General features: G+C 60.1%; 21 protein-coding genes. 9 read left to right on the top strand and 12 right to left on the bottom strand.

Features of this window, described 5'->3' with window-relative positions; genetic code table 11:
* Positions 1-71: 71 nt before the first annotated feature.
* From dinG to pdxH, 5 genes are all read left to right on the top strand, one after another.
* Positions 72-2,216 (top strand): ATP-dependent DNA helicase DinG, encoded by a 2,145-nt coding sequence (gene dinG / locus ACM110_RS12645; RefSeq protein WP_416128029.1) that lies wholly within the window; start codon positions 72-74, stop codon positions 2,214-2,216.
* 96 nt (positions 2,217-2,312) lie between these two features.
* A complete protein-coding gene (locus tag ACM110_RS12640) occupies positions 2,313-4,832 on the top strand; it encodes a beta-agarase (protein WP_416128028.1) in 2,520 nt (839 codons plus the stop codon).
* A gap of 195 nt (positions 4,833-5,027) precedes the next feature.
* Entirely contained in the window at positions 5,028-6,173 is a 1,146-nt protein-coding gene (locus ACM110_RS12635) for a serine hydrolase domain-containing protein (protein ID WP_416128138.1), read from the top strand.
* A 115-nt stretch (positions 6,174-6,288) separates the two neighbouring features.
* On the top strand, positions 6,289-7,383 hold the full coding sequence (locus ACM110_RS12630; protein WP_416128027.1) for an OmpA family protein: 1,095 nt from the start codon (positions 6,289-6,291) through the stop codon (positions 7,381-7,383).
* Between the two features lie 24 nt (positions 7,384-7,407).
* Positions 7,408-8,055: a pyridoxamine 5'-phosphate oxidase gene (gene pdxH / locus ACM110_RS12625; protein ID WP_416128026.1), complete on the top strand. Its 648-nt coding sequence runs from the start codon at positions 7,408-7,410 to the stop codon at positions 8,053-8,055.
* 5 nt (positions 8,056-8,060) lie between these two features.
* Here the strand turns inward: pdxH and ACM110_RS12620 are convergent, their stop codons facing one another.
* On the bottom strand, positions 8,061-8,297 hold the full coding sequence (locus ACM110_RS12620) for a hypothetical protein (protein WP_416128025.1): 237 nt from the start codon (positions 8,295-8,297) through the stop codon (positions 8,061-8,063).
* 168 nt (positions 8,298-8,465) lie between these two features.
* Between ACM110_RS12620 and ACM110_RS12615 the strand changes: the two genes are divergently transcribed.
* The gene (locus ACM110_RS12615; RefSeq protein ID WP_416128024.1) at positions 8,466-8,930 is read left to right on the top strand and encodes a glycine zipper 2TM domain-containing protein; all 465 of its coding nucleotides are present in this window, start codon (positions 8,466-8,468) and stop codon (positions 8,928-8,930) included.
* 88 nt (positions 8,931-9,018) lie between these two features.
* Here ACM110_RS12615 and ACM110_RS12610 read toward each other — a convergent pair whose 3' ends face one another.
* The 3 genes from ACM110_RS12610 to nhaA form a co-directional block, all read right to left on the bottom strand.
* Complete coding sequence (locus tag ACM110_RS12610; RefSeq protein WP_416128023.1) at positions 9,019-9,264, bottom strand: pyocin S6 family toxin immunity protein; 246 nt, start codon at positions 9,262-9,264, stop codon at positions 9,019-9,021.
* A gap of 15 nt (positions 9,265-9,279) precedes the next feature.
* Positions 9,280-10,455, bottom strand: coding sequence for an S-type pyocin domain-containing protein (locus tag ACM110_RS12605; RefSeq protein ID WP_416128022.1), 1,176 nt, complete (start codon positions 10,453-10,455; stop codon positions 9,280-9,282).
* A 121-nt stretch (positions 10,456-10,576) separates the two neighbouring features.
* The gene (gene nhaA / locus ACM110_RS12600; protein ID WP_416128021.1) at positions 10,577-11,764 is read right to left on the bottom strand and encodes a Na+/H+ antiporter NhaA; all 1,188 of its coding nucleotides are present in this window, start codon (positions 11,762-11,764) and stop codon (positions 10,577-10,579) included.
* Positions 11,765-12,013: 249 nt separating this feature from the next.
* Between nhaA and ACM110_RS12595 the strand changes: the two genes are divergently transcribed.
* Positions 12,014-13,111 (top strand): PLP-dependent cysteine synthase family protein, encoded by a 1,098-nt coding sequence (locus ACM110_RS12595; RefSeq protein WP_416128137.1) that lies wholly within the window; start codon positions 12,014-12,016, stop codon positions 13,109-13,111.
* Positions 13,112-13,252: 141 nt separating this feature from the next.
* On the opposite strand, the gene ACM110_RS12590 is transcribed toward ACM110_RS12595, so the two are convergent.
* The 3 genes from ACM110_RS12590 to ACM110_RS12580 form a co-directional block, all read right to left on the bottom strand.
* Entirely contained in the window at positions 13,253-14,866 is a 1,614-nt protein-coding gene (locus ACM110_RS12590; protein WP_416128020.1) for an NAD(P)/FAD-dependent oxidoreductase, read from the bottom strand.
* A gap of 95 nt (positions 14,867-14,961) precedes the next feature.
* Positions 14,962-15,627, bottom strand: a complete 666-nt coding sequence (locus tag ACM110_RS12585) for a COG3650 family protein (protein WP_416128019.1) — start codon at positions 15,625-15,627, stop codon at positions 14,962-14,964.
* Positions 15,628-15,800: 173 nt separating this feature from the next.
* Positions 15,801-16,400: a short chain dehydrogenase gene (locus ACM110_RS12580; protein WP_416128018.1), complete on the bottom strand. Its 600-nt coding sequence runs from the start codon at positions 16,398-16,400 to the stop codon at positions 15,801-15,803.
* A gap of 106 nt (positions 16,401-16,506) precedes the next feature.
* Here ACM110_RS12580 and ACM110_RS12575 point away from each other — a divergent pair, with 106 nt between their 5' ends.
* Entirely contained in the window at positions 16,507-17,415 is a 909-nt protein-coding gene (locus tag ACM110_RS12575; protein WP_416128017.1) for a LysR family transcriptional regulator, read from the top strand.
* A 174-nt stretch (positions 17,416-17,589) separates the two neighbouring features.
* On the opposite strand, the gene ACM110_RS12570 is transcribed toward ACM110_RS12575, so the two are convergent.
* From ACM110_RS12570 to ACM110_RS12550, 5 genes are all read right to left on the bottom strand, one after another.
* Positions 17,590-18,291, bottom strand: coding sequence for an ABC transporter ATP-binding protein (locus ACM110_RS12570; protein WP_020798122.1), 702 nt, complete (start codon positions 18,289-18,291; stop codon positions 17,590-17,592).
* Complete coding sequence (gene livG, locus ACM110_RS12565; RefSeq protein ID WP_338585124.1) at positions 18,292-19,059, bottom strand: high-affinity branched-chain amino acid ABC transporter ATP-binding protein LivG; 768 nt, start codon at positions 19,057-19,059, stop codon at positions 18,292-18,294.
* On the bottom strand, positions 19,056-20,312 hold the full coding sequence (locus tag ACM110_RS12560; protein ID WP_416128016.1) for a high-affinity branched-chain amino acid ABC transporter permease LivM: 1,257 nt from the start codon (positions 20,310-20,312) through the stop codon (positions 19,056-19,058). The genes livG and ACM110_RS12560 overlap by 4 nt, the downstream gene beginning before the upstream one ends.
* The gene (gene livH / locus ACM110_RS12555) at positions 20,309-21,232 is read right to left on the bottom strand and encodes a high-affinity branched-chain amino acid ABC transporter permease LivH (RefSeq protein ID WP_416128015.1); all 924 of its coding nucleotides are present in this window, start codon (positions 21,230-21,232) and stop codon (positions 20,309-20,311) included. The genes ACM110_RS12560 and livH overlap by 4 nt, the downstream gene beginning before the upstream one ends.
* Positions 21,233-21,465: 233 nt before the next feature.
* Entirely contained in the window at positions 21,466-22,593 is a 1,128-nt protein-coding gene (locus tag ACM110_RS12550) for a branched-chain amino acid ABC transporter substrate-binding protein (protein WP_338585126.1), read from the bottom strand.
* A gap of 349 nt (positions 22,594-22,942) precedes the next feature.
* On the opposite strand from ACM110_RS12550, the gene ACM110_RS12545 reads away from it, so the two are divergent.
* Positions 22,943-23,248 carry a DUF2288 domain-containing protein gene (locus ACM110_RS12545; protein ID WP_416128014.1) on the top strand — a complete coding sequence of 102 codons (306 nt, stop codon included), beginning with the start codon at positions 22,943-22,945 and terminating at the stop codon, positions 23,246-23,248.
* Positions 23,249-23,356: the final 108 nt, after the last annotated feature.

Raw genomic sequence — 23,356 nt, 5'->3', positions numbered from 1 at the left:
ATTAGCGGGGTATGATAGCGGCCGAACCGAACTACTGAAAATTTATCCAGCGTTTTTGCGCCCGAAAATTCATGATCAGCACTGAACTCAAAACCACGATCCAGGGCGCCTACTCGCGTTTTCTCGAAGCCAAGAGCCTCAAGCCGCGCTACGGCCAACGCCTGATGATCGCCGAAATTGCCAAAGTCCTCGGTGATATCGACACCGACGACGAAGGCCGGCGCAGTGGCGACCCCGCGATTGTCGCGGTGGAAGCCGGCACCGGTACCGGTAAAACCGTGGCCTACAGCCTGGCAGCGATCCCGACGGCCAAGGCTGCGGGCAAGCGCCTGGTGATCGCCACCGCGACCGTCGCCCTGCAAGAGCAGATCGTCTACAAGGATTTGCCTGACCTGATGCGCAACAGCGGGCTGAACTTCAGCTTTGCCCTGGCCAAGGGGCGCGGGCGCTACATGTGCTTGTCCAAGCTCGACATGTTGCTTCAGGAAGGCCACGCACAAACTGCCACAGCGCAGCTGTTCGAAGAAGAAGGCTTCAAGATCGAGGTCGATGAAGCCAGTCAGAAGCTGTTCACCAGCATGATCGAAAAACTGGCCGGCAATAAGTGGGACGGTGACCGCGACAGTTGGTCCACGGCCCTGGAAGACGCAGACTGGGCGCGCCTGACCACCGATCACAGCCAGTGCACCAATCGCCATTGCCCGAACTTCGGCCAGTGCGCCTTCTACAAGGCCCGCGAAGGCATGGGCAAAGTCGACGTCATCGTCACCAACCACGACATGGTCCTGGCCGACCTGGCCCTGGGCGGCGGCGCCGTATTGCCAGACCCGCGCGACACCATCTACGTGTTCGACGAAGGCCACCACCTGCCGGACAAGGCCATCGGCCACTTCGCCCATTACACACGCCTGCGTTCCACCGCCGACTGGCTGGAAACCACCGCCAAGAACCTCACCAAACTGCTGGCCCAACACCCGTTGCCGGGCGACCTGGGCAAGCTGATCGAACAGGTGCCGGAGCTGGCGCGAGAGATCAAGACCCAGCAGCAGTTCATGTTCACCGCCTGCGAGCAAGTTGCCGACTTCAAACCCGGCGAAGACGTCGAAGGCCGCGAACGGCCGCGTCACCGTTTCGTCGGCGGGGTGATTCCCGAGCACATGCGCGAAATGGGCATCGAACTGAAGAAAGGCTTCGCCCGTCTGACCGACGTGTTCACCCGCCTGACCGAACTGCTCAAGGAGGGCATGGACGGTGAGGTCAACATCGGTATCGCCAGCAACCAGGCCGAAGAGTGGTATCCGTTGTTCGGCAGCCTGTTGTCCCGTTCTTCCGGCAATTGGGAGTTGTGGACCGCCTTCACCGTCGAAGACCCGGAAGACAACCCGCCCATGGCGCGCTGGCTGACTCTGGCCGAAAGCGGCTCGCTGTTCGACATCGAGGTCAACGCCAGCCCGATCCTCGCGGCGGAAATGCTCCGGCGCAATTTGTGGAACGTGGCGTATGGGTGTCTGGTGACCTCGGCGACCTTGACCGCCCTCGGCACCTTCGACCGCTTCCGCATGCGCGCCGGCCTGCCGAAAAAAGCCGTGACCGCTGTGGTGCCGAGCCCGTTCCATCACGCCGACGCCGGTGTGCTGCGGGTGCCGAACCTGAACGCCGACCCGCGCGATGCGGCGGCACACACGGCGGCGATCATCCGCGATCTGCCTGATCTGGTCGAAGGCTCGCGCGGGACGCTGGTGCTGTTCTCGTCGCGCAAACAGATGCAGGACGTGTTCGACGGTCTCGACCGCGACTGGCGCAAGCAAGTGTTCATTCAAGGCAACCTGTCGAAACAGGAAACCCTGAATAAGCACAAGGCGCGGGTCGATGGCGGCGATTCGAGCGTGTTGTTCGGCCTCGCGAGTTTTGCCGAAGGGGTCGACTTGCCCGGCGCGTATTGCGAGCACGTGGTGATCGCCAAGATTCCGTTCTCGGTGCCCGACGATCCGGTCGAAGCGGCGCTGGCCGAATGGATCGAAGCCCGGGGCGGCAATCCGTTCATGGAAATCTCGGTGCCGGATGCTTCCCTGAAACTGGTTCAGGCCTGCGGGCGCTTGCTGCGCACCGAAGAAGACCGCGGCACCATCACTTTGCTCGACCGGCGGCTGGTCACCCAGCGCTATGGCAAAGCGATCCTCAATGCGTTGCCTCCTTTCCGACGTGAAATTTCCTGAAACACCGGTGGGCAGTTTTGCCCGCCGCGTTGTCTATCTTTCAGCCATCGCTTTTCCACTGGCCCATTGAAGGTCGTTAGGGAGAATTTCGTTCTCATGATTCGCCGTTCGTTGCCTGCCGTTTTTGCCTTGTTGTTCGCAACGCCTTTGCTGGCCGCACCCGCCGGGCAGCAGACGCTGTTCAACTTTGTGCGCCCCGCCGATGTGGTCCAGGTGGCGACTCAGGACGCCAGCCTGCCGCAATCCAACGCCGAACAAACCGCCGAAGGTGAAGTGCTGCGCCGGGTGACGTTCAACCCGGTTGCAAAGCCAACCCTGCGCCTGACGCCGCAGACCGGCGCCTGGGACTGGTCGCAATCGGGCGTCATGAGCCTGCGGATCCAGAGCGCCATGGACTGGGCCGTGACCCTGTACGTGACCATCCAGAGCAACGATGGCAAGACGCTGGTCAGCCGTGTCGATTTGCCGGCCGGCCCTGCGCAAACCCTGTTGGTGCCATTGCAACCGACGACGCCGCTGAGCCAGGGCATGAAGGCCGGGCCACCGATGCCCATGACCGTCGACGGTCAGCGCATCCTGTTGACCAGCAGTGCCGGTGAACTGGATCGTAGCCAAGTGGTGTCGGTGAGCGTGTCCATGGACCAACCGAAAGTCGCCCAGAGCATCTTGCTCGAGCGCTTTGGCGTTCAGGACAGCGAGTCCGTCACTCAGGCCGTGTATGGCGGATTGGTGGACGCCTTTGGCCAATCGACCCGGGCCAAATGGCCGGAGAAAGTAAGTAACGATGAACAACTGAAAAGCGCCGCCGCCAAGGAACAGCAACAGCTGAAAACCTGGCTGGCCGAGCGCGAAAAATCGTCGCTGGACAAGTTCGGCGGCTGGAGCAAAGGCCCGGCGTTCAAGGCCAGCGGCTTTTTCCGCACCGAGAAGCGTGACGGGCGCTGGTATCTGGTAACGCCAGAAGGGCATCCGTTCTATTCGCTGGGGGTCAACACCGTCACGGCGGACGTCAACCAGACGTACATTGCCGGTCGCGAGTCGATGTTCGAATCACTGCCCAAGCCTGACGAGCCTTTGGCCAGCCACTACGGTGAAGGAGATAACCGCGGCGGCAACGGCGTTGATCAGGGCCGGGGTTTCAACTTCGGGCGCTGGTACGATTTTTATGGCGCCAACCTGCAACGCCTGTACGGCGACCCTTGCGCACTGGGCAGCGATACCAAGGCCGGAGTCGCCGCAGCGGCCAAGGCTGATGCGGTAGAGGCCACGGCAGAAAAAGCCGCCGAGCAGCCGGTGGCGCCTTCGAGTGCTGAGTCCGATATTGCCGAAGCGGCCAAAACCGATGCCGTCGACGCGACCGCAGCCAAAGCGGCCGAGCCGGCACCCGCCGAACCCTGCAAAGTGGTATTTGACGAAAAACGCTGGGCCAGCCACACGCTCGATCGCCTGCAAGCGTGGGGTTTCAACACTGTCGGTAACTGGAGCGCGCCAGCCTTGGCCAACGCTGACCGCGTGCCGTACACCTTGCCGCTGTCGATCGTTGGCGATTACGCCAGCATCAGCACCGGCAGCGATTGGTGGGGCGGCATGCCCGACCCGTTTGATCCACGTTTCGCCATGGCCACGGAACGCGCCGTGGCCATTGCTGCCCGCGACCATCGCGACGATCCATGGCTGATCGGGTACTACGCCGACAACGAACTGGCGTGGGCCGGTCCGGGCGATGACCCGAAAGCCCGCTACGCCCTGGCTTACGGCACTTTGAAAATGACCACCGACGTGCCGGCCAAGCGTGCCTTCCTCAAGCAACTGCGCGACAAGTACCGCAATCAGGCGGGTCTTTCCAAAGCCTGGGGCATTGATCTGCCAGCCTGGGAATTGATGGAAGATCCGGGTTTTGTGCCGCCGCTGCCAAGCCCTGAACATCCGGAAATCGAAGCGGACTTCAAATACTTCCAGAAGGTCTTCGCCGACACTTACTTCAAGACCATATCCGACTCGCTCAAGTGGCACGCGCCGAACCAGCTGTTACTGGGCGGCCGCTTCGCCGTCAGTACGCCAGAAGCGGTCGAATCCTGCGCCCAGTATTGCGACGTATTGAGTTTCAACCTGTACACCCTGCAACCGCAGGACGGTTACGACTTCGCCAAACTGCGCAGCCTCGACAAACCGGTGCTGATCACCGAGTTCAACTTCGGCTCCGCTGATCGCGGCCCATTCTGGGGCGGCGTGACGCAAGTGGCGAAGGAAGAAGACCGTGGCCCGGCCTACGCGAACTTCCTCAAACAGGCGCTGAGCGAACCGTCGATTGTCGGTGTGCACTGGTTTCAATACCTCGACCAGCCTGTGACCGGGCGTCTGCTGGATGGCGAAAACGGCCACTTCGGCCTTGTGGGTATTACCGATCTGCCATTCCAGGGTTTCGTCGACAGCGTGCGCAAGAACAACCTCGCGGCGGTTGACCAATTAAGCAAAGAAGCCGAGAAGGCCGCCGCCGAGGCGAACAAGGCCAGTCACGACGCCGAGGGCGGCAGAGAGGCCGAGGGCGGCAGAGAGGCCGATGCCGGCAAAGGGCCAGGGAAGGGCGCGGGTGGACATTCCGGTAAAGGTCATTAAAAGCTGATGCCGCCAAGATCGCAGCCTGCGGCAGCTCCTACAGGATGAACGCATTGTCATTGTAGGAGCTGCCGCAGGCTGCGATCTTTTGATCTTGGTCTTCAATTGACCGCCCGGCCCGCCCCTGTTCCCAAAACCCTCAAGGGCTGGAACAATGCGGGCCACTTTGTAGAGCGTTTATCCGGGGAGTTGCGGGTGCAGATTCAGGGTCATTACGAGCTTAAGTTCGAGGCAGTGCGTGAGGCATTCGCGGCGCTGTTCGACGATCCCCAGGAACGTGGCGCGGCGTTGTGCATCAAGATCGGTGGCGAAACCGTGCTCGACCTCTGGTCCGGCACCGCCGACAAGGATGGCGCCGAGGCCTGGCACAGCGACACCATCGCCAACCTGTTCTCCTGCACCAAGACCTTCACCGCCGTGACCGCGCTGCAACTGGTCGCCGAAGGCAAGCTGCAACTGGATGCCCCGGTGGCCCGCTACTGGCCGGAGTTCGCTGCGGCTGGCAAAGAGGCCGTGACCCTGCGCCAACTGCTCTGTCATCAGGCCGGCCTGCCGGCACTGCGCGAGTTGCTGGCACCTGAAGCGCTTTACGACTGGCAAACCATGGTCGACGCCCTGGCCGCCGAAGCCCCGTGGTGGACGCCGGGAGAAGGCCATGGCTATGCGGCCATCACTTACGGCTGGTTGGTCGGCGAGTTGCTGCGCCGGGCTGACGGTCGCGGACCGGGTGAGTCCATCGTCGCGCGGGTCGCCAAGCCGTTGGGCCTGGATTTCCACGTCGGCCTGGCCGATGAAGAATTCCATCGCGTGGCGCACATCGCCCGCGGCAAGGGCAACGTCGGCGATGCCGCGGCCCAGCGTCTGCTGCAAGTGACCATGCGCGAACCGACCGCCATGACCACTCGCGCATTCACCAATCCGCCGTCGGTGCTGACCAGCACCAACAAGCCGGAATGGCGGCGCATGCAGCAACCCGCGGCCAATGGCCACGGCAACGCCCGCAGCCTGGCCGGGTTCTATGCCGGCCTGCTGGACGGCAGCCTGCTGGAAAGCGAGATGCTCGACGAGTTGACCCGCGAGCACAGCCTCGGCGAGGACAAGACTCTACTGACCCGGACCCGTTTCGGCCTGGGTTGCATGCTCGATCAACCGGATGTGCCCAATGCCACATTCGGCCTGGGTCCGCGAGCGTTCGGGCATCCCGGCGCAGGTGGTTCCATCGGTTTTGCTGACCCGGAGCACGATGTGGCTTTCGGTTTTGTGACAAATACACTGGGGCCGTACGTCTTGATGGATCCGCGCGCACAAAAGCTTGTGCGGGTACTGGCCACTTGTCTGTAAATCCCGCTGGAGGGTCCCAGGTCAGGAACCCGATAGCCTTTTCAGTTTCAAAGCGTCTGTTTATGCGGGCCGATCCGGCCTGATTTTTTTATGACCTCATTTTTGTGGATATCCAATGTCAACCAAACCAACCCTCGCCTTGGCACTGTGCTTCGCTATTACCGGTTGCGCACAGAATCCGAAAAATGATGCGGACGGCGGCAGCTGGTGGCCGTTTGGTTCGTCCGACAAAGTCGCCGCCAAAGAACCGGCCCCGGCACCCTTGAAACCCGCCGTAACTGCTCCGGTGGCAAAGGCTGACAGCTCCAACCCGTGGTACTGGCCGTTCGGTTCCGAGGAAGTTCTCGACAAAAAACCGGAGATCAAGCCGGAGATCAAGCCTGTCGAAGTCGCCAAGGCTGACGCGCAAACAGGTGGAAGTTGGTGGTGGCCGTTCGGCGGCAAAGAGCAAACCACCGCCAAAGCCGTGCCGATGCCGGATCCAAAAGTCACTCAAGCCTGGCTCGACGACTATGAACCGCGCCTGCGCACAGCGATCAAGGACAGCAACCTGCAACTCGAACGCCGTGAAAACGTGTTGGTGGTGATCGCGCCGGTCGAAGGCTCGTTCAACCCTGATCGCCCGGCCATGCTGTTGCCGGTGACCCTCGGTCCGTTCACCCGTGTTGCGAAAATCCTTGAAGTCGATCCAAAGACTGCCGTGTTGGTGCTGGGTCACAGCGATACCTCGGGCGCCGCGCCGGCCAACGTCAAGTTGAGCCAGGAACGTGCTCAGGCCGTCGCAGCGATTTTCCGTCTCAGCGGCTTGCAGCGTGATCGTCTGATGCTGCGCGGTATGGGCAGTGAAGCCCCGCGCGCCGCCAACGACAGCGTTGAAGGGCGCGCGTTGAACCGCCGTGTGGAACTGCTGGTGACCCCACAAAACACCATGGTCGCGTTGCTGAGCAAGTACAACATGCCAGCCCCGGCACCTGTGCGCATGGTCGCTGCCCAGGACATCAAGCCGGTTGCCAAGCCAGTGACGCCTGCACCCGCCGATGCAAAGAAAGCGGCTGCACCTGTGGCGAAAAAAGCGCCAGCCAAGAAAGCTGCCAAAGCACCAGCGAAAAAAGCTCCGGCTAAAACCGCGACTCCGGCGAAAAAGACTGCACCGGCCAAGGCCGCTGCCGACACCAAGAAAGTCGCCGCCGCCGATACCACAAAGAAGTGATTCGTTAACCAAAAGGAATGCGCCATGACCAAGGCCCTGGCTGATATGCGCCGCGACTACACCCGTGATGGCCTGACCGAGGCGCAAGCCCCGGCCGAGCCGTTTGCGCTGTTTCACCAATGGTTCGCCGACGCGGTGAAAACCGAACAGGCGCCGGTGGAAGCGAACGCCATGACCTTGGCCACGGTCGACCCGGACGGTCGACCGCATTGTCGCATCCTGCTGCTCAAGGGCCTGGATGAGCAGGGTTTCACCTTCTTCACCAATTACGACAGTGCCAAGGGCCAACACATCGCCGCGAACCCGTTTGCGGCCATGACGTTCTTTTGGCCGACCCTGGAGCGCCAGGTGCGCATCGAAGGGCGAGTGGTGAAAGTCACTCCTGAAGAATCCGATGCTTACTATCAGGTTCGTCCACTGGGCAGCCGCCTCGGTGCCTGGGCATCGCCGCAAAGCCGGGTGATCGCCGACCGTGCTGAGCTTGAGTCTTTGCTCAAGGACACGGAGCAGCGGTTCAGTGACAGTCAGCCGCATTGCCCTGAACACTGGGGTGGTTATCGTTTGCTACCTGAGCGCATCGAGTTCTGGCAGGGCCGTTCGAGCCGTCTGCACGATCGCCTCAACTATCGTTTGCAGGGCGCCGACTGGATTCTTGAACGCCTGGCACCCTAAGCAGTCTACCGCTCGAGATAGCCTGCCGCAGCGGTCTCCAGCCACTGCGGCAGGTCTCGACGCTTGATCTTCTGCGCTTGAGCGTTCGCCAGTTGCTGGAGCATGAACACTTTTTTGAGTTCGTCGCCGCCAGCCAACGCCAGTGCCAGGTCGCGGTCCATCCAGCGTTTGATCCGTACGTACAGCCACCAGTGGAAGTACAGACCGGCAGCGGTAGTGACGACGATGATAAAGTAATCCATGAAAATCCTCGGCCAGCGGCGCAGATTGCCGAATTTGCCGCTAATGTGTGGTGAGTTCGCGCGCGGGGCCTGTACTGGAACTGAATGAAATCATTTTTATCCGGGCGATGCCGTGACAGGCGTCAAGCCGCGGAGTTTAATGAATACCTGTCCTTTGGAGTTGATGCTATGCGTAAGTCTGTCCTGCTGGTTGCTTCCTTTTCCACGATGGCGATGTTGCTCACCGGTTGCCAATCGAGCCTGACCGGTGACTCCTACTCCCGTGACGAAGCGCGTCGCGTGCAGACCGTTCGCATGGGCACCATCGAAGCACTGCGCCCGGTGAAAATCGAAGGCACCAAAACCCCGATCGGCGGCATCGCCGGTGCAGCGGTGGGCGGCGTTGGCGGCAGCGCCATCGGTGGCGGTCGCGGCAGCATCGTGGCTGCGGTCATCGGCGCCGTTGCAGGCGGCCTGGTCGGCTCCGCAGCTGAAGAAGGCCTGACCCGTACCCAGGGCGTGGAAATCACCGTCCGCGAAGACGACGGCAGCATGCGCGCCTACGTGCAACAGGTTCAGGAAAATGAAGTGTTCCGTGTTGGCGAGCGTGTACGGATTGCCACGGTTGATGGCACCAGTCGCGTTACGCACTAAGCGGGAATTTGGGTAAAAGAAAACCCCGATCAGGTAGCTGGTCGGGGTTTTTTGTGGCAGTCGCTTACGGTTTGTCTGATCCAAATAGTTAGTCTTGGCAGAGCCCCAAGTAGTACGCCAAATCATCTCTGAAGGGGGCGCCAATCAGTTCCATAATCGCACTAGCCTGATTTGGAGATAACAGATGCTCGCCTATTGGGACATCCGTCATGGTTTTCCAGCCCATGACGTTAAGCACTGCCGCCTCTAAGGCTTGAGGTACATCCTTTTCATATTGCAATGAATTATCAGGGTTTGGTTCGAGGAAAAATCCGCTGATTTCTATAAATATCATTCTTATTCCTAATCATTACTTTGTTGATGTCCGCCTTTCAGGTCTTGCTTTACCAGTCTGTTCGCCCGTATTTGCATCAAATTCCCCCAAGTGATCCCCCGCCCAGTTGTACACTTCGACGGCGCCATGTCGGTAGTCCCACTCATAGATGCGTTTCTTACTTTCCCAGCGTCTTCGGTTTCCTTTGGTCTGAACGCGAACGGCATCGGGGAATGCCGACAGAGCTCTTGGCGGAGGGTGATAGTCATGGTCACCACTGATAGGTCTTGCAACCACCACGTATAGAGGCTTTACACCAGAGTTCGCCGGAAACACAAGAATGAAATCCTTGTACTCAGGCGGATAAATCGGGTTGACGATGATGCCGTCCGCCTGTTTCGTCGGCGGATAGACCCAGATATGTGGGGCTTGTGGCGCCGCTTCCAGCGCGGGGATGCCTCGGATGTCGGAGCCATCTTCGGCTGGGGTCCAGATCAGTTCGATGCCGTCGCCGAGGTCGGCGACGTATTGGCTGTCTCGCAAAGCGATCTGCACGACATCGACCATTTCCCAATCGCGATTCTTGCCGGTGTAGAAGCCGTAACCCTTGAGGCTGCCGTCGGCTTGTTGTTCAACGCTGAGGCGAACGCGGGTGCGGGCCTGTTTGAGGGCGCGGAGTTGATCTTCGGTGTAGAGGGCGCTGTCGCCGAGGCTGGGTGTCCAGAAAATCGCGACCAGACCGCCAAGAGCAGCGGAGACAGCAGGCCCGGCGGCACCTATTGCCGGGACGACAAGAGAGGGAACGCGTAGCGCCAGTTGGCCGATGCCAAGCGCAACGGAGCTCCCACTGATCGCTTTCAGGTTCAGCAAACCGCCATCGTCTGCCTCGCGAGCCCCGAGCCAGGCGATCTCGCCGTAGTCCTTCAGGCTATCGGTCGGCACCATTCCAGAGGGATTCGTGTAGTTGATGACCGCGTCGGGCAGCTTGCAGGATTTGGCGAACACGCACCCGACTTGAACAGGTTTCTGTTCGGCATCGGTAACCTGGCGCTTGCGCATGTAGTCGTCTTGCCTGGCGAGCATGGCCTGGTAGGCAATTTGCCGAGCTTCGCGCTCAGCCAGTTCGCTGGTCGTCATGAAGCGATAGCTGACGTGATGCCCGTCACCTGACGGCGGGTTTCTAACCCGGGGGATGTCCTTGTTGACAGCCACTGATTGTCCTTGTGTGTTCTTCCATCGGCAGCCCTGCGAAAGGGCTGCACGACGTTAACGAACGGGACAAAGCGTGGCTGTAGGACGCGTCTTGAAAGACGTTAGGAGTTGTCCCTGTTTCTCAGGAGGGCAGGGCAGTGTTCTTGCGACTTGCCATCGCTGTCACCGCATAACCGATCAATGCAGCCAGAATCGAGCCAGTCAGAATCCCCATGCGGTCCATTCCGGCGTAGTCGCTGACACCCGGCTCGAAGGCCAGGGAGCCGACGAACAGGCTCATGGTGAAACCGATGCCGCAGAGAATCGCCACACCCAGTATCTGACCCCAATTGGCGCCTTGGGGCAGGGCGGCGATGCCGATTTTGACTGCCAGCCAGGTCAGGCCGAACACGCCGACGGCTTTGCCCAGCAGCAGGCCGACCGCGATGCCCATCGGTACGTCGTGGGTGAAGCTGTCGAAGGTGACGCCGCTCAAGGACAGGCCTGCGTTGGCGAAGGCGAACAGCGGCAGAATTCCATAGGCCACCCACGGGTGCAGTGCGTGTTCGAGGGTCAGCAGCGGCGAAGGCTCGGCGTTTTTCGTGCGCAACGGAATGCAGAACGCCAGGGTCACACCGGCCAGCGTGGCGTGCACACCGCTCTTGAGTACGCAGACCCACAGGATCAAGCCAATGATCATGTACGGCCCGAGCTTGACCACGCCGAGCCGGTTCATGCCGATCAGCGCCGCGATGCAGGCTGCGGCCAGCGCCAGGGACAGGGTCGACAGCGCGCCGGAATAGAAGATCGCAATGATGATGATCGCGCCGAGGTCGTCGATGATCGCCAAGGTCATCAGGAACAGCTTCAGCGACACCGGAACCCGTTTGCCCAACAGCGCCAGCACGCCAAGGGCGAAAGCGATGTCGGTGGCGGTCGGGATTGCCCAGCCGCTCAGGGCCGCCGGGTTATCGCGGTTGAGGAACCAGTAGATCAGCGCTGGCACGACCATGCCGCCGATCGCCGCTGCACCGGGCAGGACAATCTGTGACGGCTTGGCCAGTTGTCCGTCGAGTACTTCGCGTTTCACTTCCAGGCCGATCAGCAGGAAGAACATCGCCATCAGACCGTCGTTGATCCACAACAGCAGTGGCTTGGCGATCTTCAAGGCGCCAACCTGGGCGACCACCGGAGTTTCAAGCAGGCCGTTGTACAGCCACGACAGTGGCGAGTTGTTGATGATTAGAGCCAGAACTGCCGCAGCGATCAGTAACAGACCGCTGGCAGCTTCCAACTGAAAGAAACGCGTGAAAGTGCTACGCAGAGGCAAGGTCGCTCTCCATCTGTGAATTCAAAAGGTGTTACACCCTAACAATTCCTGTTAGTTGTTAAAACAAAAGTTATATTCTTTTTTGTTATATGTCGTTACAAGACGATTTGGGGCTACGGACCTGAGCCTAGCAGTTGCCAAGCGTATTGGACCTCAGCTGTATCTGTGCGTGATGTAGGTTTTTTCCTAAGCTTGAAGGCTGAGCCTTGCACCGAGAGGCCAACTCCTGCCCGATTCAACGAGAAAACCATCATGAGCGATAACCGACAGTGGGCTCGCGAAGCCATCCGGATCATCGAAGCCGACTTCCAGCGCAGCGCCGACACCCACCTGATCCCGTTGCCGCTGCCGGGTTTTCCGGGCATCGAGTTGTACTTCAAGGATGAATCCAGCCATCCCACCGGCAGCCTCAAGCATCGGCTGGCGCGTTCGCTGTTTCTTTATGCGTTGTGTAACGGCTGGCTCAAACCTGGAGCGCCGGTCATTGAAGCGTCCAGCGGTTCGACGGCGATTTCCGAAGCGTACTTCGCGCGCATGTTGGGCTTGCCGTTCATTGCGGTGATGCCGGCAACCACGTCCAAGGAAAAGATCGCCCAGATCGCCTTTTACGGTGGGCAAAGCCATCTGGTGGACGATCCGACGCAGATCTACGCTGAATCCGAGCGTCTGGCCCGTGAGCACGACGGGCATTTCATCGACCAGTTCACCTACGCCGAGCGCGCCACTGACTGGCGGGCGAACAACAACATCGCCGAGTCGATCTTTCAGCAGATGCGTTTCGAACAGCATCCGGAACCGAGCTGGCTGATTTCCAGCCCCGGCACGGGCGGCACAACCGCGACGCTTGGCCGATACGTGCGTTATCGCCAGCATTGCACCCGCGTGCTGTGCGCCGATGCCGAACGTTCGGTGTTCTTCGATTATTACCAGACCGGCGATGCCAACCTGCGTCTGGATCACGGCTCGCGCATCGAAGGCATTGGCCGGCCGCGGGTGGAAGCGTCGTTTTTGCCCAAGGTGATCGACGCGATGGTCAAGGTGCCGGATGCGTTGTCGCTGGCGGCGATGCATTACCTGGCGGAGCGCTTGGGTCGGCACGTAGGCGGATCAAGCGGGACCAATCTGATCGGCGCATTGATGGCCGCTCAGCACATGAAAGCGGCGGGGGAGTCGGGGTCGATGGTGGCGATTCTGTGTGATAGCGGCGAGCGTTATGCCACGACCTATTACGATCCGAAATGGCTCGAGGCACAGGGGTATGAGTTGAGTGGGTTGATTGATGCGGTGAGGGCGACGGTGGAGCGCGGGGAGGCGCTGCCGGCTTCGGTTTTGCGCGCCAACATCTGAACTGATAGACGCTGAGTAAACCTGTGGGAGCGGGCTTGCCCGCGATGGCGGCATCAAATCCAACAAATTTGTTGGCTGATCTAACGCTATCGCGGGCAAGCCCGCTCCCACAGGGTTTTGTGTTGTATCAGATAGTGTTTATCAGGCTTCGAGGCCCAGGATATCCCGCGCCACAGCCTCGGCAATCCGAATCCCGTCGACACCTGCCGACAGAATCCCGCCCGCATAACCCGCGCCTTCACCGGCCGGGAACAAGCCCTTCACGTTCAGGCTCTGCATCGACTCGTTGCGGGTAATCCGCAGTGGCGACGAAGTACGGGTCTCGATCCCGGTCAACACCGCGTCGTGCAACGAGTAACCGCGAATCTGCTTCTCGAACGCCGGCAATGCTTCGCGAATTGCTTCGATAGCGAAGTCTGGCAAAGCCAAGGCCAGATCGCCCAAGGCGACACCCGGCTTGTAGGACGGTTCGACGCTGCCCAGCTCGGTGGACGGCTTGCCGGCGATGAAGTCGCCAACCAGTTGCGCCGGAGCTTCGTAGTTGCTGCCGCCCAGCACAAAGGCGTGGGACTCCAGGCGCTCCTGCAACTCGATGCCGGCCAGCGGGCCGCCCGGATAATCGACCTCCGGGGTGATCCCGACGACGATCCCGGAGTTGGCGTTACGTTCGTTACGCGAGTACTGGCTCATGCCGTTGGTCACGACACGGTTCGGCTCGGAAGTCGCCGCCACCACCGTACCGCCCGGGCACATGCAGAAGCTGTAGACCGAGCGGCCGTTCTTGGCGTGGTGCACCAGCTTGTAGTCGGCGGCGCCGAGTTTCGGGTGGCCGGCGTACTTGCCCAGGCGCGCGCGGTCGATCAGCGACTGCGGGTGTTCGATGCGGAAACCCACTGAGAACGGCTTGGCCTCCATGTATACACCGCGACCGTGGAGCATGCGGAAGGTGTCGCGGGCGCTGTGGCCGAGGGCCAGGATCACGTGTTTCGAGTGGATCTGCTCGCCACCATGGAGTTCGACGCCGACCAGTTGGCCGTCTTCGATCAACACGTCGGTGACGCGCTGCTGGAAGCGCACTTCACCGCCGAGGGCGCGAATCTGCTCACGCATGTTTTCCACGACACCGGTCAGACGGAACGTGCCGATGTGCGGTTTGCTGACGTAGAGAATTTCTTCCGGCGCGCCGGCCTTGACGAACTCGTGCAGGACTTTGCGGCCGAGGAATTTCGGGTCCTTGATCTGGCTGTAGAGCTTGCCGTCGGAGAAGGTCCCCGCGCCGCCTTCGCCGAACTGCACGTTGGACTCGGGGTTCAGCACGCTTTTACGCCACAGGCCCCAGGTGTCTTTGGTGCGCTGGCGCACTTCGGTGCCGCGTTCGAGGATGATCGGCTTGAAGCCCATTTGCGCGAGCAGCAGGCCGGCGAAAATTCCGCACGGACCGAACCCGACGACGATCGGGCGAGCGTTCAGATCGGCCGGTGCCTGGCCGACTTCCTTGTAGCTGACATCCGGTGCCACGTTGACGTTACGGTCATCGGCGAACTTGTGCAGCACCGCCGCCTCATCGCGAACGTTGAGGTCGATGGTGTAGATGAAACACAGTTCGGAGGACTTTTTGCGCGCATCGTAGCTGCGCTTGAACAAGGTGAAATCGAGCAAATCATCGCTGGCGATGCCCAGGCGTTGCACGATGGCAGGGCGCAGGTCTTCTTCGGGATGGTCGATAGGCAACTTGAGTTCGGTAATTCGTAACATGGCAGGATCCGGTTCGCGGGGCGCACAACTGCGCCAGGGCGTTTGAAGCCGGCGATTATAAGCTCCAACGGTCCCGCCACGTGAGGCTTAAACGATCAGTCGTCGCGCGATCCGCCGAAATACCCGCAACCGCGCTGCACCTGGCCATCGATACGCAGTTCGGCTGTCATGTGCTGAATGCTGCCGGTGCTGCTGTCGACGCAACGTTGCGGTGCAACCCACAGTTCGATGTGCTGATTGTTGGTTTCGGTGCTGAGGTTGAAGCGGCCATCGCCCAGTTGCTCTTCGACGTAGGGCACGGCCAATGGCGGCTGGCCCGCGCGGTCGATAACCATGCCTTTGCCACTGACTCTCACGTTCCACTCCGGGGTGTGGCCGGCGGCGCGCAGGATCAGCAGTTTGAAATTGGGATCTTCACAGGCAATGCCCGAACGCTCGACACGGTACAGCGTTTCCAGATCGAGCTGGCCATCGCCGTTGCCGGCAACGATCCGCCCGCGCACATCGGCGAACAGTTTGCCCTGGGTATCAGCGAGGCTCGCAGCCTGTTGCAGCACGCTGGTGCCGCCCGTGTCGTTGACCACATAACGACGCTGGTCGCCGCACGGCTGGAACAACAGCTTGCCGTCCGCCGCCGTCAACTGGCCCTGCATGCGGGTCTGGCCGACGTGGGAGGCGCTTTCATGCGAGCCATCCAGCAACTGGCAAGCGGCGAACAGCGGAAGCAGGGCAACGAGGACTAGGGAACGGGCAACACGCATCTTGGGGTCTCCTGACAAGTGCCGCCACGTTACTCAGCCTGACCGTTCATCACAACCCCGCCGACTTTTTACGTCTTGTTGTCGATCACCCCCGTAGGAGCAAAGCTTGCTCGCGATGGCGATCTCGAGGAAGTCATCGCCGGCAAGCCGTGCTCCTACGGATCGCGTCGTGCTCAACTCACGTGAAATGTCTGACCTGTCTGCAAGCCTTCAACACTTTTGGCGTAGGCCAATGCTACGTCCACCGCAGGAACCGGTTTGTAACCACGGAAGTAGGGTGCGTAGCTGCCCATGGCTTCGACGAGGACGGTGGGGCTGATCGAGTTCACACGCAGGCCGCGCGGCAGTTCGATGGCGGCGGCGCGGACGAAGCTGTCCAGTGCTCCGTTGACCAGTGCTGCCGAGGCGCCGCTGCGAATCGGGTCGTGACTGAGCACGCCGGTGGTGAGGGTGAACGATGCGCCGTCATTGGCGAACTCGCGGCCGATCAGCACCAGGTTGACCTGACCCATCAGCTTGTCTTTCAGGCCCAGGGCAAAACTCTCTTCGGTCATTTCGGCCAGCGGTGCGAAGGTCACGTTGCCCGCCGCGCAGACCAGTGCGTCGAACTTGCCGGTCTTCTCGAACAATTTGCGAATCGAAGCGCTGTCGCTGATATCCACCTGAAAATCACCGCTGTTGCGGCCGATGCGGATGATTTCGTGACGTTGCGACAGTTCTTTGTCGACGGCCGATCCGATGGTGCCGCCTGCGCCGATCAAAAGAATTTTCATGGGTACTTTTCCTCAAGTGGGTTGATTGAGGTTTCAGTTTAGAGTGGTTTTTTCTGTGGATAAGCGTGCTAATAGGCAACCTTTGGTTTTCTATTGGAAACAATCCATGAGCGATATGGATGATCTGGCGGCGTTTGCGGTACTGGTCGAAGCGGGCAGTTTTACGTTGGCTGCGCAGCAACTCGGTTGCAGCAAGGGGCAACTGTCCAAGCGCATCAGTCAGTTGGAAGCGCAGTTTTCCGTGGTCCTGTTACAACGCACTACACGGCGCTTGAGCCTGACTGCGGCGGGCGCGGCGTTGTTGCCGCAGGCCCAGGCGCTGGTGGTTCAAGTCGAGCGGGCGCGTCAGGCATTGGCGCGGTTGAAAGACGACATGGTCGGCCCGGTGCGCATGACGGTTCCGGTGTCGCTCGGGGAAACCTTTTTCGATGGTCTATTGCTGGAGTTTTCCGCCAAATATCCGCAGGTGCAGATCGAGCTCGATCTCAGTAACAACTATCGTGACTTGTCCCGCGAAGGCTTTGATCTGGCGGTTCGCTCCGACGTCGGAAATGACGAACGTCTGGTTGCGCGGCCGCTGTTGGCTTGGCACGAACTGACCTGCGCCAGCCCGGCATACCTTGAGCAACATGGCGAGCCATCGACCCCGCAGTCCCTGGCTGAGCACCAATGTTTGCTCAATAGCCACTACAGCGGCCGCGAAGAATGGCTGTATCACCAGCAGCACGAATTATTGCGTGTGCGTGTGTCGGGACCGTTCGCCAGCAACCATTACAGCCTGCTCAAAAAAGCCGCACTGGCGGGCGCCGGCATTGCGCGCCTGCCATCCTACTTGCTGCCGGCGGAATTGGCTGACGGCCGTTTGCGCTGGCTCCTGCGCGATTATCAGACCCGAAGCATGCCGATGTACCTGGTGCATCCGTATCAGGGCGGATTGCCGAAACGCACGCAGGTGTTGGCGGATTATTTGATGGGATGGTTCAAGAGGAGTGGGGAGGCGCTGGACAGGCTTTGAACCCCCACGGACCTTGTAGGAGCTGCCGCAGGCTGCGATCTTTTGATCTTGATTCTCTGGGAACAAGAAGGTCAAAGTCAAAAGATCGCAGCCTTCGGCAGCTCCTACACCGATCTTACTCGCAGGCATAAAAAAACGGCCCGCGAAGGCCGTTTCTTTGCTTACCGCAAAGGCTTATCCGCCGAGGTACGCATCGCGCACTTTCGGATCGGTCAGCAGCGCTTCGCCGGTGCCTGTCATCACTACCCGGCCGTTCTCCAGAACGTAGGCGCGGTCAGCGATTTTCAGTGCCTGGTTGGCGTTCTGCTCGACCAGGAACACCGTCACACCGTCCTTGCGCAGCTGTTCGATGATATCGAAAATCTGCTGGATGATGATCGGTGCCAGGCCCAGCGAAGGCTCGTCGAGCAGCAGCAGCTTGGGCTTGCTCATCAACGCACGGCCGATGGCGAGCATTTGCTGTTCGCCGCCGGACATGGTGCCGCCACGCTGGCTGAAGCGTTCTTTCAGGCGTGGGAAAAGTCCGAGGACCTTGTCCATCTGTTCCTGATAGTCGCCTTTCGCCGTGAAGAATCCGCCCATGGAAAGGTTCTCTTCCACGGTCAGGCGGGAAAACACCCGACGACCTTCCGGCACCACGGCGATGCTCTTGCGCATGATCTGCGAAGAGTCCTGACCCACCAGTTCCTCACCCATATAGCGGATGCTGCCGCTGTGGGCGCGCGGCGAACCGCACAGGGTCATCAGCAGCGTGGATTTGCCGGCACCGTTGGCGCCGATCAGGGTCACGATCTCGCCCTGGCGGACTTCGACGTTGACGCTGTGCAGGGCCTGGATCTTGCCGTAGAAGGTGGAAACGTTTTCGAACTGCAGCATTTACGCTTCCCCCAGGTAGGCTTTGATCACTTCAGGATTATCGCGGATCTGTTCCGGCGTACCGTCGGCCAGAGGCGTGCCCTGGTTGATCACGACGATGTGGTCGGAAATGCTCATGACCAGTTTCATGTCGTGTTCGATCAGCAGCACTGTCACGTTGTGCTCTTCACGCAACATGCTGATCAGCGCCTTCAGGTCTTCGGTTTCCTTCGGGTTCAGGCCGGCGGCCGGTTCGTCGAGCATGAGGATCCGTGGGCGGGTCATCATGCAGCGAGCGATTTCCAGACGACGTTGCTGACCGTAGGCCAGGGTGCCGGCCGGGCGGTTGGCGAACTCTTTCAGGTTGACCTTTTCCAGCCAGAACTCGGCGAAGTCCATGGCCTCGCGCTCGCTTTTGCGGAACGCCGGGGTCTTGAACAGGCCGGACAGGAAGTTGGTGTTCAGGTGACGGTGCTGGGCGATCAGCAGGTTCTCGACCGCCGTCATGTCCTTGAACAACCGCACGTTCTGGAACGTACGCACCACGCCTTTGAGGGCGATCTTGTGGCCCGGCAGGCCTTCAATCGCCTCGCCGTCGAGCAGGATGCTGCCGCCGCTCGGCTTGTAGAAACCGGTCAGGCAGTTGAATACGGTGGTCTTGCCGGCGCCGTTGGGGCCGATCAGGGCAACCACTTGTTTCTCTTTGACGCTCAAGGCCACGCCGTTGACCGCCAGCAAACCGCCGAAGCGCATGCTCAGGTTTTCTACTTTAAGGATCTCGCGGCTCATTTGCGCAGCTCCATGTGAGGACGTTGCATGGGCAGCAGACCCTGAGGGCGCCAGATCATCATCAGTACCATCAAGGCACCGAACATCAACATGCGGTACTCACTGAACTCACGCATCATTTCCGGCAGCAGGATCATCACCACGGCAGCGAGGATCACGCCCAGCTGCGAGCCCATGCCACCCAGCACCACGATGGCGAGGATGATCGCCGACTCGATGAAGGTGAAGGACTCCGGCGTCACCAGACCCTGACGGGCAGCGAAGAAGCTGCCGGCGAAACCGGCGAAGCTTGCGCCCAGGGTGAAGGCCGACAGTTTGATGATGGTCGGATTCAGGCCCAGCGCACGGCAGGCGATTTCGTCTTCACGCAACGCTTCCCAGGCACGGCCCAGAGGCATGCGCAGCAGACGGTTGATGACGAAAAGCGCACCGAGAGCCAGCAACAGCGCAACCAGGTAAAGGAAGATCACCTTGTTGATCGAGTTGTATTCCAGGCCGAAGTACTCGTGGAACGTCTGCATGCCTTCGGCAGCTTTGCGTTCGAAAGTCAGGCCGAAGAATGTTGGTTTCTCGATGTTGCTGATGCCGTTCGGACCGCCGGTGATATCGGTCAGGTTACGCAGGAACAGACGGATGATTTCACCGAAGCCCAGGGTCACGATCGCCAGGTAGTCACCGCGCAAACGCAACACCGGGAAGCCCAGCAGGAAGCCGAAAGTGGCCGCCATCAGGCCGGCGATCGGCAGGCAGATCCAGAAGCTCAGGCCGTAGTAGTGCGACAGCAGCGCATAGCTGTAGGCGCCGACGGCGTAGAACCCGACGTAACCGAGGTCGAGCAAGCCGGCGAGGCCGACCACGATGTTCAGCCCCAGGCCCAGCATCACGTAGATCAGGACCAGCGTCGCAATGTCCACCGCGCCACGGGAGCCGAAGAACGGCCAGACCAGCGCGCCGGCGATCAGCGCAATGATGATCCAGCGCTGAGTGGTCGGCAGGGTCAGGAAGTTACTGGCCTTGGCCGGAATCAGCGGCATGTTTGGCGAAGAACGCCAGGCCGAGCTGATCTGCTGGTCGAACAGCACACGCAGGAACATCAACACCGAACACACCGCGATGGTGATCAGGGTGGCGTTGCTGGTGCCGTGAACTTCGAGGTTGATGCCGACGATGGTCAGCTTCAGACCCAGTACCGGGTAGGCAACGGCCCACACCAGCAAGGCGCTGAACAGCGCCTGTTTAAGATTCCTAGTCATACTTTCTCAACCTCCGGACGGCCCAGCAGGCCGGTTGGCCGGAACAACAACACCAAAACCAGGAGACCGAAGGCCACGACGTCCTTGTACTGGTCGCCGAAGATATCGGCACCGAAGGCTTCCGCCACACCCAGTACCAGACCGCCGAGCATGGCGCCCGGAATGCTGCCGATACCGCCCAGTACCGCTGCGGTGAAGGCCTTGAGGCCGACCAGGAAACCGGCGTTCGGGTTGATCACGCCGTATTGCATGCTCAGCAGCACGGCCGCGATGGCCGCCAGCGCGGCACCGATGACGAAGGTCAGGGCGATGATGTTGTTGGTGTTGATACCCAGCAGGTTGGCCATCTTGATGTCTTCGGCGCAGGCGCGGCAGGCGCGACCCAGGCGAGAGCGGGAGATGAACAGCGTCAGGCCGAGCATGGCGACCAGGGTCACCACGAACACCACGATTTGCATGTAGGAAATCAGCACTTCATGTGCGCCACCTGGCCCAAAGGCAAAGTTGCCCGGAATCAGGTTGGGGATGGATTTGTCCTTGGAGTCTTGCGCCAGCAGAACCGTGTTCTGCAGGAAGATCGACATGCCGATGGCGGAAATCAGCGGGATCAGACGGTTGCTGCCGCGCAAGGGGCGGTAGGCGATCCGTTCGATGCTGTAGCCGTAGGCACTGGTCACCACGATGGTGGCGATGAACGCGGCGGTCATCAACAGCGGAACACTGTCGAGTCCCAGCATGGCCAGCCCGGCGATGGCGATGAACGCCACGTAGGAACCGATCATGTACACCTCGCCGTGGGCGAAGTTGATCATTCCAATGATGCCGTAAACCATCGTATAGCCGATGGCGATCAGGGCATACGTGCTGCCAATGGTCAGGCCATTAACCAGCTGTTGGAAGAAGTGATAGATGTCAGGCATTACAGCGCTCCTAAAAACCTGATACGCATTTCACTGGTGGAGTCATTTTCCCGCCCGAGCCCCGTGGATCTGCATCCACTTCGAATTCGGGGTTTGCCAGCGAACCGCTGATGACGGTTTTGAGATTTTCAGGTGGGGAGACTGGCGGATCACGCCAGCGCGGCCCAGGTACGTTCGTAAAACAAAGCCCACGGCACGCCGTGGGCTTTATTGGCAGTCAGTCAGGCAAGGCCTTACTGAGGCTTGGCTTCAGTTTTTGGTTTGCCGAAGTGCCACTCGTAAACCACAAATTTGAAGTCCTTCAGGTCGCCTTTCTCGTCGAAGCTCAGGTCGCCGGTAGGGGTCTTGAAGGTGCCGGCGTGGATGGCAGCAGCCACTTTGGCGGTGTCTTCAGACTTGGCAGCCTTGATACCGTCGGCGATCACTTCCACAGCCGAGTAGGCCGGGAACACGAACGGACCGCTCGGGTCTTCTTTCTTGGCCTTGAACGCGTCAGCCAGGGCGATGTTGGCAGGATCCTGGTCGAAGGATTTCGGCAGGGTCACCAGCAGGCCTTCGGAAGCGTCCTTGGCGATCTGCGAAATGGAGTCGTTACCCACGCCTTCCGGACCCATGAACTTGGCTTTCAGGCCTTTTTCCGCGGATTGACGCAGGATCAGACCCAGCTCCGGGTGGTAGCCGCCGTAGTAGACGAAGTCGACGTTGGCTTGCTTGAGCTTGGCGATGATCGAGGAGAAGTCTTTGTCGCCGGCGTTGATGCCTTCGAACACGGCAACCTTGGTGCCTTTCTTCTCAAGAGTGGTTTTAACGGCGGTAGCGATGCCTTCACCGTATTGCTGTTTGTCGTGCAGAACAGCAACGATCTTCGGTTTCACGAAGTCGGCGATGTAGTTACCGGCGGCAGGGCCCTGGGCGCTGTCCAGACCGATGGTGCGGAACACCATTTTGTAACCACGGGCGGTGATGTCCGGGCTGGTGGCAGCCGGGGTGATCATGATCACGCCTTCGTCTTCGTAGATGTCCGAAGCCGGTTGAGTGGAGCTGGAGCACAGGTGGCCGACCACGAACTTGACGCCGTCGTTGACGACCTTGTTCGCTACCGCTACCGCTTGTTTTGGATCACAGGCGTCATCGTATTCAACGGCTTCGAGTTTCTTGCCGTCTACGCCGCCTTTGGCGTTGATCTGTTCGATGGCCATTTTGGCGCCACTGAACTGCATGTCGCCGTATTGGGCTACAGGACCGGTTTTAGGGCCGGCGATGCCGATCTTGATGGTGTCAGCTGCGAACGAATGGCTGGCAACCCCGGCCAGAACCATAGCGGCAAACAGTTTGGAAATCTGCTTAGTAGCCTTAGTCATAGTGCTCCACTCTTACTGTTGTAGTTTTTATAGTCCTGGCGCCGTAGGCGATAGAACCGGGTCAGATATCTACGACATCCCCGGAAATACCCCCCGGCAACTGTACCGGTACAGTGTAGAGCGCCGATTGTCAGCCTGGGAAGCTGGCGCCAGGGGGCAAAACTTGGGGGTGTCGCCTTTTTGAAAGAAAAAGACAGAATTGCGGCGGGGGTTTGACGGGCTTATAGCCAGATTCCGTGCATTCCTTGGCTTTCCTGCGCTTTTCATTCAGTGATGCAAATTGCATCTGGGTTTTTCTGCCGGACCACCGACGTTATCATTGCGTCGATTTCTTTTCCGGACCGGACCCATGACTGAAGAACCTAGCACCCTCTATGCCAAGCTGCTTGGTGAAACCGCATCTATTACCTGGAAGGAGTTGGAGCCGTTCTTCGCCAAGGGTGCCCTATTGTGGGTCGACCCCAGCCTGGATTTGATCGCCGCGGCTGAGGCTGTAGCGACTGATGAAGGCGAGAAAGTGGCTGCCTGGCTGGCCGAAGACAAGGTCGCGAAGCTGTCTGAAACGCGGGCGCTGGATCTTTTCGAACGTGATCCGGCGTTGTGGGCAGTGGTCGTTTCGCCGTGGATTATGATCCAGGAAAGAGCGGGGGCCTGAATGTGCGCACCTGTTTGGTGCGCAGCACCATCCAGTAAAAGTGTGTAGGCGAGTAGCGTGATGGCACGTTGCCGTAGAGAAAGGCCACAGCCTCACGGTGACGTAAAC

Origin of the sequence: Pseudomonas sp. NFX98, assembly GCF_047784845.1 — a bacterium.
Taxonomy (GTDB): Bacteria; Pseudomonadota; Gammaproteobacteria; order Pseudomonadales; family Pseudomonadaceae; genus Aquipseudomonas.
The sequence above is the reverse complement of the archived record's forward strand: the minus strand, read 5'-3'. Positions and strand labels throughout refer to the sequence as shown.